Source organism: Paenibacillus sp. J22R56 (assembly GCF_056269375.1).
The window spans coordinates 380374-394361 of sequence record NZ_JBWDNV010000009.1; the positions used below are offsets into that span (position 1 = coordinate 380374).

The following is a 13988-nucleotide window of genomic DNA, read 5'->3' on the forward strand; positions in this document are numbered from 1 at the left end:
CCAATCCATTAAGGATTAATTGGCAGATTGTTTTGTTCCCGCATTAATTGGAAATACGTGTCTGGTCTGACAAACACGATATTGCTGTTGCTGCTGAAGTTATTTACCGCGTTGACGATCATCTGGTAGGAAACATCCCAAGGATTAGACTGAATACTTACAAAACGTGGTGCTGTTCCGTTCCAGCCAGCAATCGCATTATTAATCTCGGAGATGATCGTTGCTTGAGAGTAACAGTAAGTCGCACTTAGTCCTTGAGTCGGCAGTGAGTTGCCGTAGATGGTAATCGGGCCGCCGGCGTTTTGACCAGTTAAGCCTAATAACGACGGAGCGTTTTGGGCAAAACTGTTCCCTACATTTGGATTAATGCCGCCGGTAATCGTATTCCAGATGGTTGCGACCTTTAGCCCCGCACGGTTCATGTATTCATTAGATAAGGACACGAAACTATCCAAATACGTTTGATTCCCCCAAGAATTCGGATACGTATAGCCGATACCGGATGGCCCTGCTATAAGTGCATCGTTAGGTGTAGCGCTATTGTACAAATAATTCAGCACGCCTGGCATTGCATCAAGCATCGCAGGAGATACTGTCCAGCCCAGCGGCACAGCTCCGCGGTTAGGAGAATCCCAAATTTTCTTAAAGCGATGCTCCATATACTGCAAATTGTCACCATCACTCAATATGAGCGAGACGTAGATCTTGTTCTGCAGCGTCGGTTTAGTCGGCACCGGCTTTACATTAACCGTTCTAGAAGTTCCGCCGAATACAGTCAGATTGGAGGACCAGTCGCTGGCAATCGTAGAAATGCCATATTCAGAAGCAGCTTGAACTCCTATTGCCTCATCCGGCCACCACCCCATGTAAACTCCGCTGCCATACGGCATATCGGAGAAGAAACTTTGCAGAAGCGTTTTTTCTGCCGGAACAGACGGATCCAGCCATACGACAGCCGCCCCGCTTGCCAACGCATAATCACGCAAAGCCCCTTTAATTCCCGGAGTTAAGCCGATAAGGAGTCTATGTGTCAGTGAGGACCAATAATGGTCATGCAAATATTGATACACCTGTAGCTTCGTGCTGAAGTCTCCACGCAAGTCATCTAATATTGGCAGATTGTATGGTGCTGAAGTCAACTTGCTCACCAGGCTCGGCGGTGCTACAATGCCGCCGGACTGTGATGCAATCGTTGTAGCCAAGTTCACCGTATCAGGAACGGCATTATCATAGACGACAATCCCGTTAATTTCACTGGCGTATTTGGTAATCAGCGACCAATTGTCCGCCACATCTGTATGACCGATACCCAAATCATTCAGCCATTTGTCTTTCCCATCCTCATTCTTAACGTTATCATCGTAGGTGTAGATTCTTGGCTGCGTTTTGTTGACAAGCCCCTTGAGTGTCGTAAATACGACCGCATCGTCTGATTTTCCCTGCAGACTTGTTCCAACGGCATCTACTTTCGTATATGCCCGCCCATACCAATAGACCCTAAATTCGATTGCGTGTCCGGCTGTCGGGTTATTGAAGTTTAATGTGAATCTCTCGTAAGAGCCCACCTTCGTCCATTGCTGACGAGTAATATCTCGTGTGGCCAATATTTGTCCGTTTGTATTGTCTCTGACATCTACCGTGACAATGAGATCATTATTGGCCGTATTATTATCAATGATCATATCAAAGAATGCCTGATTCGCTCCTACCGGAATATCTGTAGCATAAGGCCCGTATACCATGTGCTGATTAGGAGCATCAATTGACGTTTGAGCTAGCCAGCCGTTGCCGTCCAAATGTCCGGTACCGTGTCCAACCTGTATGCCCTCCGCCTCATATTTATACTCGGTTACCAGATTCATAACATCGAGTGTGGAAGCAGGAGTTGAAAAAGATGGAAGGATTTGCCCTGTTGGCCATGCCAATCCGGAAGCTTCCGCCTTCGGCAGCCCCCCTGTAAATGGAGAAGATGCAGCCAATATAACCGTTGCTAGTAAGGCTGCTCCTAGCTTTTTATTCCATTTCATTGTCATTTCCTCCTAATAAAGAATTGCCACATGAGTGGTCGATCTCTGGCCAGTACGGATGAGTCTCACCTGTTGCCGAGAACATTCTTCACATTTCTCTCCTATCACCTGCCTTCACCCTTAACTGAAGTGTGCCGACGTCTTGATGCCCAATAAGCGCAATGAACGACTCCATATTAATGTAAGCGCATTATTTGTAAAATAATATATCACTCATATTGTATATGTTCAATATATCTAATGTATGAGTTTTCCAGCATCTCCTCAACCAGCTTTCAATTAAACTTTGACATCCATTCATAGACATGGTTTATATGGAGATACAAGAATTTAAGGAGGTAGAAGCTTGAAACCGGCAGCAACTATCATGGTGCAAGGAACGGCTTCCGATGTAGGAAAAAGCGTTTTGACTACGGCTCTATGCCGTATATTCGTTCAGGACGAATGGAAGACTGCGCCTTTCAAATCGCAAAATATGGCACTTAACTCCTACGTCACACTTGACGGCAAGGAGATTGGCAGAGCACAAGGTGTGCAGGCAGAAGCCTGTGGGATTGCGGCAACGACGGATATGAATCCGATTCTGATTAAACCCACTGGAGAAATGAAGGCGCAAATTGTCGTACACGGCAAGCCGCTTGAGGAAATGAGCGCATGGCGTTACCGAGAGGAGTATATTCCGCTTGCCGAAGGAATTGTGACAGATGCGCTAGACCACCTTCGTGCAGAATATGATATCGTCGTTCTGGAAGGAGCCGGAAGTCCGGCTGAGATTAATCTCAAAGACCGCGATATTGTAAACATGCGCATGGCCGAGTGGGCAGATGCCCCTGTCCTGCTGGTCGCAGATATTGATAGAGGCGGCGTTTTTGCTTCTATTGTTGGAACGTTAGAGCTTCTGGAAGAAGACGAACGCAACCGGGTAAAAGGATTCATTATTAATAAATTCCGCGGCGACATCAGCCTTCTGCAGTCTGGTCTGGATTGGTTGGAGGAGCGTACAGGTATTCCGGTGCTTGGTGTTATCCCTCATCTGCCAAAGCTCGATATTGAGGCTGAAGATTCTGTCGTGCTAGAGAAGCTGCAGGAACAGGAAAGGAACGAAGATAAAGAGATAGATATTGTGGTTATCCGACTGCCGCGTATCTCCAATTTCACCGATTTTGATCCTCTGTCAGCAGAACCGGACATCTCGCTTCGTTATGTAGAGAGTGCAGAGCAACTCGGAAAACCGGATATTATCATTATTCCAGGCTCAAAAAATACGCTTGATGATTTGCTCTTCCTCGAGCAGACCGGCATAGCAAAAGCTATCGCCAAACGGGTCTCGGAAGGCAGCTTTCTCGTCGGAATTTGCGGAGGCTATCAAATGCTCGGTCGCAAGCTGTATGATCCGCTGCAGGTCGAATCGGCACACGATGAAGTTGATGGACTAGACTATCTGCCGCTTGCCACGACCTTTTATATGGACAAACGAACGGAACGAGTAAGCGGTACTATAGCCGCTCCCCATCCCAATTGGCCATCAATGCAAGGACAAGCCATTGAAGGCTACGAGATTCATATGGGGCAGACAACTCCACTCTCTCAGGTGCATCCTCTTCTCTCCCTAAACGGTCAATCTGAAGGGGCCATCTCAGAGAATGGCCGGATCTTCGGGACGTATTTACACGGTATCTTTCATAACGACACCTTCCGAAGACAGTACCTGAATATGGTCCGTGCATTTAATAACTTGGCTCCAATCGAAGACATTTTGCCATTCCGAAGCAGACAGATTGAGGCTTTCGATCGTCTGGCCGATCATGTTCGCAATCATCTGAACATGGAGCAGGTTTATCGCATTCTCTTTGCCAATCAGTCTGAACCAACTATCAAATAAATCAAAAGGGGACATCGGCGGATGTCCCTTTTCTCTAGGTAAACCAAAAGAAGCCTGCCAACAGGCAAGCTCCTTCTTCCATTACATCCACTTTTTCTGATAAGCCGCAATTTCCTTGTATTCCGAAGTCAGCAGCCGTGAGATCCGGACATAAATCCGGCTCAGTTCCTTATACTTCTCCACATTGCTTTGTTCTGGCAGATGCTTATGAGATGTCCCCATCATGCTTGAGACCACATGCAGAGAATCAACTTCACCGATACTGTAGAGGCCCAAGATCGCAGCGCCGAGACAAGAGCTTTCGAAGCTTTCCGGCACATGGACTTCCTGCTCGAAAATATCTGCCATCATTTGACGCCACAGCTCTGAACGCGCGAAGCCGCCAGTTGCCTGAATTTTTGTCGGGTGGCCAATCAGTTCTTCAAGCGCCATATAAACCGTAAACAGGTTGAAAATAACCCCTTCGAGTACAGCCCGAATCATATGTTCCTTCTTATGCTGCAGACCAAGACCGAAGAACGAGCCTCTCGCATTCGCATCCCAGAGTGGCGCTCTCTCGCCTGCTAAATAAGGATGGAACAACAGGCCGTCCGCACCAGCTGGCACCCGCGCGGCAATTTCCGTTAAAATATCGTAAGGATCTTTGCCAAGCCGCTTCGCTGTCTCTGTCTCTGCGGAACACAATTGGTCGCGCAACCAGCGGAAGATCATTCCGCCATTATTAACCGGCCCGCCAATTACCCACATATCGTCGGCAAGTGCATAGCAGAAGATACGTCCCTTGGGATCCGTCACTGGCCGATCGGTTACAGCGCGGATCGCTCCACTTGTCCCAATTGTCACAGCAACCGTTCCTGGCTCAATCGCATTAACACCAAGATTGGATAATACGCCATCGCTTGCTCCTACGATGAATGGCGTAGAAGCTGGCAGCCCCATTTCGACTGCCCATTTCGCCTCTATTCCTTCCATTGCGTAGGTCGTTGGCACAGGCTCGGACAATCTATCCGGCGTAACACCTGCTACCTGCAGCGCTTCCGCATCCCAGTTAAGCTGGGAAAGATTAAACATCCCTGTCGCTGATGCAATCGAATAATCGATAACATACCGTTTGAACAGCCGATGGAACACGTATTCCTTGATGGAAATAAACTTATGCGTGCGTCCAAAAAGCTCTGGGTCCGTATTCCGCAGCCACACGAGCTTAGACAGTGGAGACATCGGATGCAGCGGTGTGCCCGTGCGCAAATAAATTTGATGACCGTTCATCTCGTTCTTGATCCGTTCGGTCCACATCGCACTGCGATTGTCCGCCCAAGTAATGCACCGTGTAAGCGGCCGGCCTTCGCTATCAACCGCGATAACACTATGCATCGCTGAGCTGAATGACACACACAGCACGCCTTCCTGATCTGCACTACCTTTAGCTACGACTTCCTTAATCGTACCTACGACTGCGCGGAAGATCTCATCCGGATCCTGCTCCGCAACGTCCGACTTCGGCGAGTACAGCGGATATTCTATCGTATGGGTCGCAATGACACGCCCGCCTTTATCAAATAACACGGATTTCGTACTCGTTGTTCCGATATCCGTTCCAATTACATAAGAGGAAGCCATGATTGGTTTCTCTCCTTTCTATCAAACCACCGTATTCAAAGCCATAATAAGCACAAGTGCAACAACCGAAATAATCGTTTCAAGCGCTGTCCATGTCAGAAGTGTTTCTTTAACAGTCATACCGAAGTATTCTTTAATCAGCCAGAAGCCGGAGTCATTCACATGGGACAAAATGAGCGAGCCAGCACCTGTTGCCAATACGAGCAGCTCCACATTTGTTCCCGGCATAGCCGCTGCGATTGGTGCAACAATCCCTGCCGCAGTCATCATCGACACAGTAGCAGATCCAGTAGCCACACGGATCATTGCCGCGATACCCCAACCAAGCAGGATCGGAGACACATTAGACGAAGTAGCCAGGTCAGCGATATAGTCACCAATACCGGAATCAAGCAGTACGCGGTTAAACGCTCCACCTGCACCAATAACAAGCAGAATAGTCGCTGTTGGCGCAAGGCAGTCATTCGTAAATTTCAATACTTTCTCGCGGCTGATTCCCCGAGCATACCCTAAGCTAAAGAACGAATATACCGTTGCGATCAAGAGGGCTACAACCGGATCGCCGACGAACTTAGCAGCCAGGAACAGATTGCTATCCTTCGCGAGCGAACCGCTCTCAACAAAGACATCTGCGAACGTTGCGATAAGCATCAAGAACACCGGAATCAAAATCGTAATAAGCGTGTTAGCAAAGCCAGGAAGTTCTTTGTTCTCATCTGTCTCGGAAAGCTGATCGCCCATTTCCTTCGGCACTTCTTTATGAATCCGTTTACCAATCCAGCTGCCATACAGCGGTCCTGCAATGATAGCCGTTGGAAGACCAACGATAACCGAATACAAAATAGTCGTACCAATATCAGCGTTAAAAATACCTACTGCAGCCATAGCAGCCGGATGTGGCGGCACAAGACCATGGACGACGGACAAGCCCGCGATCAGCGGTACACCGATTTTGACCAGCGAAAGTCCCGTTTGTTTGGAGATCGTGAAGAGTAATGGTACAAGCAATACGAAACCAACTTGGAAAAAGACCGGAATGCCGACGATGAACGCCACGAACATCATCGCCCAATGGACTCTCTTCTCCCCGAACAGGCCGATAAGTGTCCTGGCGATACGCTCGGCTCCGCCTGATTCGGCCATCATTTTACCGAGCATTGTGCCAAGTGCAAGGACAATCGCTAGGAAGCCAAGTGTATTACCCATCCCCGTCTTAATGGAATCGATAATACCAGTCTGATCCTCCGTCGCCATAATCGGCATTCCCGCCGCCAGCCCCGTCCCTATGGCCGTAATAATAAGAGCGACAAATGGATTCAGCTTAACAACTGTAATGAGCAGAAGCAGCACGACAATCGCTGCAAGTACGATAAATAGCAACATGATGAATTCCTCCTTATTTGGTTCAAACCTATGATGTATGTCCGTCGCGGTACTCCTGAGGTGTCATACCGAACGTTTTTTTAAACGCGCTAATGAACGAATGTGGTCTCTGATAACCGAGCCTAGCGGCAATGACATAAACTTTCTCGTCACTATTTTTAAGCAGCGACTCCGCCTTTTCCATCTTCACACGCTGAATGTAATCACTTATGTTTTCGCCTGTTTCCAGCTTGTACACCTTAGACACATAGACCGGATGGAGCTTCACCTGATCAGCCACCGATTGCAGTGACAAGTCACCAGTAACATTGTCATCGATAAAGTTCCTTATCCTCTCAATCAGCAAATGACGTGAATCCTTCGTTTCCTTCGCCATATCCTCTTGCAACCGCTTAAGCGTACGAAAGGCCCATTCCCGAAGATGATGTACCGTTCGGAATGGCATACCCGCCGTCATTCTGCCGTAATCGGTACCAAGTGTGTCAGCTAGAAGACGGCCGTTCTTATGGGCGATAAAAACATAAGCTGAGGCAATCGTAAAATAAATTTCGAGCAAATGCTCTTCAGAAATCGCTTCTCCGGTCTCAAGCCCAGTGAAAATCCGTTTATATTTCTCCTCCACGGCTTCCCAGCGGGCAGCCTCTAGTAAATGAACTAATGCCGGAGGCTCGTACAAATATTCCAGTGATCGTACCGCTGCCACAACATCTTCCTCGTCGTCCAGCCGCATGAACTGTTCCGGCTCATCCCCGATTCGGTTGCGGAAAGCAGTGAGCGCTCGATTATAGTAAGCGTGTACATCATCGGGAAAAACACCTGTTCCGCTCACCATAATGGAAACTTGTCCCTTTAGGTAAACACCTACAGCAGACTGCAATACTGATGCTGTACGCTCAATCCAGCCCGGATCATCCCCATCTGCTTCTTGCTTCGCAGTTAGCAGGAAGATGAGATAATCATGAGCGTCCTTCGCATGCCATAAGGCATATCTGTTACCGAACAACTCCTCTGTCATGTTGGAAATCGCATATTCTTTCCAGGAGTGGTTCTCTCCAGAAGGATCATCAACGAACCGGTCATCCAGTCGAACAGCCATTAATGAAAACCGCTGCCAAGCAAATTCGCCAAGCTCCAGCCGCATCATTTTTTCACGCCATTTCGTCCCATCCCACTGTTTCCCCTGAAGCAGTTCATGCAGCAAATTAGCTCGCAGCAGAGGCAGATGCTCCTTCAGGGTATAAGTGATCCGCTGTGAGGAGATGACTTCCTCCCACTCCTGCTCCAGCTTGCGTAGTACACGAGCCACAGTGGCCAGCAAATCATCGGTCTTTACCGGTTTAAGCAAATAATCCTCGGTCTGGAACTGCATAGCCTGCTTGGCATATTCAAACTCCGAGTAACCCGACAATAGAATACTTTTTGTCTTCGGCCACTGCCGGTCGATTTCGGCGATGAGCTGAAGCCCAGACATGCCCGGCATACGGATATCAGTAATGACGATATCAATTGAGTACTGATGCAGCTGCTCAACCGCTTCCTGACCAGAATAAGCTTTATACACTTGATCGATGCCAACGGATTTCCAATCGACTGTCGCCGCCAGACGGTCAACAACATGCGCTTCATCATCCACAATTAAGAGCTGAGCCATCTACGCTTCACCACCCTCCAGCCGATATTCTTGCTTCAACCAGGTTACGGTAACGGCAAGTCCTTCCCCATCCCCATGCCGAAAATGAAGGCCTGAGCCTTCCCCGAACCGGCCACGAAGACGCTGATGAACGTTCCAGGTACCGCAGCCGATCTCATCGGTCATCTTCTCATCCAGCTGTGACTTCAGTCGAAGCAATGCTTCACTTGTCATGCCTGCTCCATTATCAGCAACCTCGAGATGGTTGTAAGCCTCCTCCTGTCGACCGGTAATAATGATGCGGCCGCCGCCTACTCGCCCCTCAATACCGTGTACAATTGCATTTTCGACAATTGGCTGCAAAGTGAGACGAGGCAGTGGCTCATTCAGCATGGCATCTGGTACTTCCATATCGAAGGTTAGCCTCCCCATACGCAGGGTATGGATGTTCAAATAATGGCGAACGAATTCGAGTTCCTCACCTACTGTTGACAGCTGGTTATCCACTTTGGTCGTGTAGCGGTAAAACTCCGCCAAATTCTCGGACATCGAAATGACTCCCTCGCGGTCGTCCATAGCGGCGGAATTAATAATAAAGAACAGCGAATTATACAAGAAGTGAGGATTAATCTGTGACTGCAATTGCTTCAGAGTTGCTTCCCTGGATCTGAGTTTTTCCGTGTATACATCTTCTATCAAGTTCTGAATCTGTCCAGCCATTTCGTTATGGTGCCGGATTAGCTCGTCAAATTCGTTATTTGCTTTGTAACCGATTCGCCAAGACAAATCGCCGCTCTTCATCCGTTTTACGCCTGCTATCATATTAGACAAAGGGATTTGCACGTTACGATAGAGCAATACGGATGCTAGCAGTCCAAGCAGAATAAGAAAACCAATCGAGCCATAAAACCAGTTACGTGCGTTAACAATGGGAGATACAATCCGCTCAACAGGCACGTAATCCACTAGATACCAGCCTAATTGACGTGACTTTACATAACTGACCAGATACGTTTGTCCGTTCATCTTCAAGGTCCGCTGTCCATTTTGACTTAAGGCTTCATTCTCTAGCTCCTGGATCACATCAGCCGAAGCCGCTTCTACATACGTGCTGTTATGGACAAGCTCTGTATCCGGGTGAAAAAGAAACGGATCCCCTCGATTTTCCTTTTTGTAGACATCGAGCATATCGCTAATATTTTGGACTGGAAAACGGACCTGAAACACCGCATCAGCTTCTCCAACCTTTGCCGCAGCAGCTGGAACTCCAGTCTCACGGACAAACGTACGAATCGGATAGCCGCGAGAACTGTCCTGTTCATAGGCCCAATTGGTTTGAATCTTTCTATCCGGTGACCAGGCTCTACTACCATTCAAATAAATGTTCGACGATAATACGAGATGTTTCCCGGGAAAAGAAAACGTCAGATCATTCGACCAGGGGCTGGATACACTTTGCAGGCTTAGCTTTTCCGTCACTCTCGCCTGTGCTTTTAAACCGCTTTCCGTTTCGCTTGTGCCAGAGGACATAAAATCACGAATATGCGGATCGTCGCTTAAAATCACCGGAAACATCGATAAATTTTCCATCGTTCCATCCAATTGATCCATGAAAAAAATAAGTTTGCTCAAATTGGATGAACGCATTTGACTCTCTACTACTCCAGTTGCAATCCGATTGGAGTAACCGTAAAGCAACAAGACAGGCACGAGCAGCAGAACAATGGTTAAGGCTATCTTGTTGAAAATCGACAATCGGCGTGGCATCATTTTAATCCGCTTCCTTATCAAGAATGTCCTGTAAAGCGGCATTTGCCTGATTAGCGGTTTCATGAATATAAGACTCACCTGTGATAACCATTTGGACGATTTTGCCAACTTGCTCACGTGCTGCTGCTACATCAACCGTCTGTGGACGATCATGATCGACACCACCGTTGATCGTTTGTTTGAATACAGCAGCAAGCTCCTTCGGAAATCCAATTGTTCCTTGCGGATCATTCCACACTGACGTTCTTGGTCCGGGATTACCCGCTTGCTGCGTGAGCAGCATCATTTGCTTACCTGTTGCCCACTCGATAAACGCCCATGCCGCTTCTTTATCCGCCGACTTTGGGTTAATGGCAAGCCCCCAAGAGGTGATGTTATAGGGCATCGATCCTTCCGCCCCTGCCGGGAACGGTGCAAATCCGACATTACCAGCTACCTTAGATTGTTGCTGATCAAGCGCCGCTCGGTAGATCGAATTCGCATCCGTGTAGAGTGCAGCCTTCCCTTCCGCAAAAAACGCACTCGCCTGTGGCCATGACATGTTAATCACATTTGGAGGCCCGTAATCTCTTAGCAGACCACCATAAGTCTCAAATGCCTTAATCGCCTCGGGCGTATTAATCGCCGCTTTGCCGTTCTGGATAAAGTCCCCTCCTTCCGAGTATAGGAACGACGAGACTTGCGTTACAAGTGGACTTCTCTGTCCTCTTGCTACAAAGCCGTACACCCCTTGATCAGGATGATGCAGCTTTGCCGCCGCTTCCTTGAGCTCTTCAATTGTTCTGGGAACATCTAATCCTGCTTCATTTAATAAATCTTTTCGGTAATACAATATTTGTTGTTCCGTAACGATTGGAATGCCGGCCAGCTTGCCGTCTACTGTTGAAGAACGGATCGCCTGCGGCGAGAAGTCGCCAAGATCGTAATCCACATTATGTGTGGCGTAAGCATCAAGCGGTTCAAGCCATCCATTACGAAAGAACAGCTTTCCTTCCTGCAATGGCCGGTACATAAATACATCCGGTGTCTCTGAGCGGGCTGTGAATTGTACGGTCAGCTTCTGAGTCAACTGGTCTTCGAAATAACCTTGAATCCGCACATTAATGCCAGTTTCCTTCTCAAACTCAGGCAGTAACGGCTTTATTACATCGACCCATGGATGGGAGCCGGTTACGAACGTAATCGTGCGTCCTTCTAACCCCCCTCCGGAACTTCCGAAGCTGTCCTGTTCCGCCTTTTGGCTGTAGCCACAGCCGGTTAAAGCTGCAACGACCAATAAACCTGTCGTTCCGGACTGAATAAGCTTGAGCTGCAGCCTCTTCATGCTTACTTAACTCTCCTTCAAACGGAACCAGCTATACCTGGAACGGCAACGTCGATTCTCGTCGAAAAATTTTCTGAGCACCATTAACATTACTGGATAGAGGGTTTGTACGATATAACGAATACTAAACATCGATAACGAATCCTAAATATGAGCATTACCTATTATTGCCTGTTCACGAATTATCATTATTTTTTTCTTCTTTTGGTAATTTCCACAAAAAAATAGACCCGATCAAGAATGATCGAGCCTATTGCACTATTGTCTTATTTAAGCATTCCATATTTCCTTAGCAAGCAATTCATAAGAACGAAGACGCTTGTTGTATTCCGGCACCATGGTCACAAGCATAAATTCATCCACTCCATACAATTCCGTCATCTGATCCAGACGGGTTTTGATTGACCTTGGTGTTCCTACGAGCAGCTTCCGTTCCGAGTAGGCTTCCGCTTTCCCATCTGGCAAATCCTTTTGGAACAATGCAGTGCTGCTGTTTGCCAGCTGCATAGCCTCTTCCTCTGTTTCGGCACATATGACACCAATCGTCACGATTGCTTTCGGCTCATTGCAAATCAGAGAAGGGACAAACGATTCCCGATAGGTTCGCAGCACATCTTCGCCATCCACATCACTCATGAATTGGCCAAAAACATACCCCATGCCCAATTCCGCCGCGTATTCAGCGCTTTTCTTGTTCGTTCCTAAAAGCCACACTTCTGGCTGAACAAGAGGGTTCGGTCGTGCGTCAACAGGCTCGCCTTCATAGGTATAACTGCCTTGAAGCAACTCTGCAACATCTTTCAACTTATCCGGCATTTTCCGTACGTTATCCAAGAAGTTACCGCTAAGAGCCATACTGGCATGTGCGTTTCCCCCAGGTGCACGCCCTAGACCCAGGTCAATCCGTCCGGGGTATAAGCTTGCAAGCAGACGAAACGACTCTGCGACTTTAAACGGGCTATAATGAGGCAATAGCAGCGCACCAGAGCCAATACGAATCCGTTCCGTCCGAGCTCCGATATGCGCTAAAAAGACTTCAGGAGAAGGGCAAGCCAAATGTGGCATGCTATGATGTTCAGCGACCCAGTAACGGGTGTAGCCAAGCTGTTCCGCTGTACGGGCAAGCACGACTGCTTGTTCAAGTGCGTATGTATCATCCTTGTTCTCAAACACAGGAACCAAGTCCAATATGCTAAGTTTTAAACCTTTCATCATGCCTCCTATATTCCCCTAGCCCTTTAAGAGTAAAACGGCAGCGCCAGCTTGCCTTGTATTCTGCAATTATATTAGATCTCCTACGATTATTCCAATTTGGCTTATCGTACAAAAGATCGCATAAGAAATAACACTAAATTTACAACAAACTCCATTTAACCTTTTTATGAAAGCGGTTTAAAATCTAGATACACTAGAGACATGGAGTGATATCCCAAATGATCAGGCTACATTTTCCGTCCATTCGCTTCAAACTGGGGACTGCTTTTATGCGGTCATTATTCTCACGATTGCGCTGGCCGGCATTCTATCGGTCACACTTTACAGCTATATACAGGAATATACTACACTTATCAAGAGTGCTTCTAAAGCCAACAATCTCAGTGGTTTCCTCAAGCTTCCCTGGACAATGAGATACGGGACATCGTTTATGGCATCAAATCCTACAAGGAGGGACTAAAGCTGCAATAGCCATCCAAGTACTCATGCTGCCTTGATAAAGCAGGAGATTGAAGAAATTGCAGCCATGAGTGAACGGCTGGTTGTTTCACTGCAAGAGGTAGCTGCTTCCTCCGATCTGTTAATGAATCACACTCATTAATGAATCACATTCAGGAAGTAGACAAGTCTGTAGCTCAGTTTGTAGAATAGCGGCGATATAAAAAAGAAGCTGTCCTCCCATTTCGGAAGGATAGCTTCTATTTTTTCGTGGAACCCACAATTTAATTACAAAAAACCCCGATCATAAGTGATCGGGGTTGATAGTTAAAAGAAATGGTGCCGGCGATAGGAGTCGAACCCACGACCTACTGATTACAAGTCAGTTGCTCTACCAACTGAGCTACACCGGCATAAAACTTTGTAAAAATGGCGGAGCTGACGGGATTCGAACCCGCGGTCTCCTGCGTGACAGGCAGGCATGTTAGGCCTCTACACCACAGCTCCGTATGTATTATTCAAGGTTTTGCGCCTTGAAAACTGGATGCGAAAGTAAAACTTCTTAAGCGATGTTTATGAATCAATCATAAACGTTTTAGGATAAGCCCTCGACCGATTAGTATTCGTCAGCTCCACACATTGCTGTGCTTCCACCCCGAACCTATCAACCTCGTCGTCTTCAAGGGGTCTTACTAATTG

8 protein-coding genes, 2 tRNA genes and 1 rRNA gene are annotated in these 13988 nt (G+C 47.6%); 1 reads left to right on the forward strand and 10 read right to left on the reverse strand.

The genetic code is table 11. The features are described from left to right. Positions 1–8: 8 nt before the first annotated feature. Entirely contained in the window at positions 9–2027 is a 2019-nt protein-coding gene (locus AC0YNT_RS22850) for a GxGYxYP domain-containing protein (protein WP_475806679.1), read from the reverse strand. Positions 2028–2373: 346 nt separating this feature from the next. On the opposite strand from AC0YNT_RS22850, the gene AC0YNT_RS22855 reads away from it, so the two are divergent. Continuing rightward, positions 2374–3909 carry a cobyric acid synthase gene (locus AC0YNT_RS22855; protein ID WP_475806680.1) on the forward strand — a complete coding sequence of 512 codons (1536 nt, stop codon included), beginning with the start codon at positions 2374–2376 and terminating at the stop codon, positions 3907–3909. Between the two features lie 81 nt (positions 3910–3990). Here the strand turns inward: AC0YNT_RS22855 and gntK are convergent, their stop codons facing one another. The 9 genes from gntK to AC0YNT_RS22900 all read right to left on the reverse strand — a co-directional run. After that, positions 3991–5529, reverse strand: a complete 1539-nt coding sequence (gene gntK / locus AC0YNT_RS22860) for a gluconokinase (protein ID WP_475806681.1) — start codon at positions 5527–5529, stop codon at positions 3991–3993. Positions 5530–5550: 21 nt separating this feature from the next. Further along, positions 5551–6912, reverse strand: coding sequence for a GntP family permease (locus AC0YNT_RS22865; protein WP_475806682.1), 1362 nt, complete (start codon positions 6910–6912; stop codon positions 5551–5553). 28 nt (positions 6913–6940) lie between these two features. Further along, positions 6941–8563, reverse strand: coding sequence for a response regulator (locus AC0YNT_RS22870; protein ID WP_475806683.1), 1623 nt, complete (start codon positions 8561–8563; stop codon positions 6941–6943). Further along, positions 8564–10312, reverse strand: a complete 1749-nt coding sequence (locus AC0YNT_RS22875; RefSeq protein ID WP_475806684.1) for a sensor histidine kinase — start codon at positions 10310–10312, stop codon at positions 8564–8566. It lies immediately after the preceding gene. Between the two features lies 1 nt (position 10313). Beyond that, positions 10314–11636, reverse strand: a complete 1323-nt coding sequence (locus AC0YNT_RS22880; RefSeq protein WP_475806685.1) for an ABC transporter substrate-binding protein — start codon at positions 11634–11636, stop codon at positions 10314–10316. A gap of 270 nt (positions 11637–11906) precedes the next feature. Beyond that, positions 11907–12851 (reverse strand): LLM class flavin-dependent oxidoreductase, encoded by a 945-nt coding sequence (locus AC0YNT_RS22885; protein ID WP_475806686.1) that lies wholly within the window; start codon positions 12849–12851, stop codon positions 11907–11909. A 775-nt stretch (positions 12852–13626) separates the two neighbouring features. Next, positions 13627–13702 (reverse strand) — tRNA-Thr (locus AC0YNT_RS22890). A gap of 17 nt (positions 13703–13719) precedes the next feature. Continuing rightward, a tRNA-Asp gene (locus AC0YNT_RS22895) sits at positions 13720–13796 on the reverse strand. Between the two features lie 89 nt (positions 13797–13885). Further along, positions 13886–13988 (reverse strand): 23S ribosomal RNA (locus tag AC0YNT_RS22900); the annotation flags it as partial.

What these genes read in the sequence shown, in the direction of transcription:
- AC0YNT_RS22850 (WP_475806679.1), bottom strand. Translation starts at nt 2,027, where the DNA reads ATGAAATGGAATAAAAAGCTAGGAGCAGCCTTACTAGCAACGGTTATA.
- gntK (WP_475806681.1), bottom strand. Translation starts at nt 5,529, where the DNA reads ATGGCTTCCTCTTATGTAATTGGAACGGATATCGGAACAACGAGTACG.
- AC0YNT_RS22880 (WP_475806685.1), bottom strand. Translation starts at nt 11,636, where the DNA reads ATGAAGAGGCTGCAGCTCAAGCTTATTCAGTCCGGAACGACAGGTTTA.
- AC0YNT_RS22865 (WP_475806682.1), bottom strand. Translation starts at nt 6,912, where the DNA reads ATGTTGCTATTTATCGTACTTGCAGCGATTGTCGTGCTGCTTCTGCTC.
- AC0YNT_RS22870 (WP_475806683.1), bottom strand. Translation starts at nt 8,563, where the DNA reads ATGGCTCAGCTCTTAATTGTGGATGATGAAGCGCATGTTGTTGACCGT.
- AC0YNT_RS22885 (WP_475806686.1), bottom strand. Translation starts at nt 12,851, where the DNA reads ATGATGAAAGGTTTAAAACTTAGCATATTGGACTTGGTTCCTGTGTTT.
- AC0YNT_RS22875 (WP_475806684.1), bottom strand. Translation starts at nt 10,312, where the DNA reads ATGATGCCACGCCGATTGTCGATTTTCAACAAGATAGCCTTAACCATT.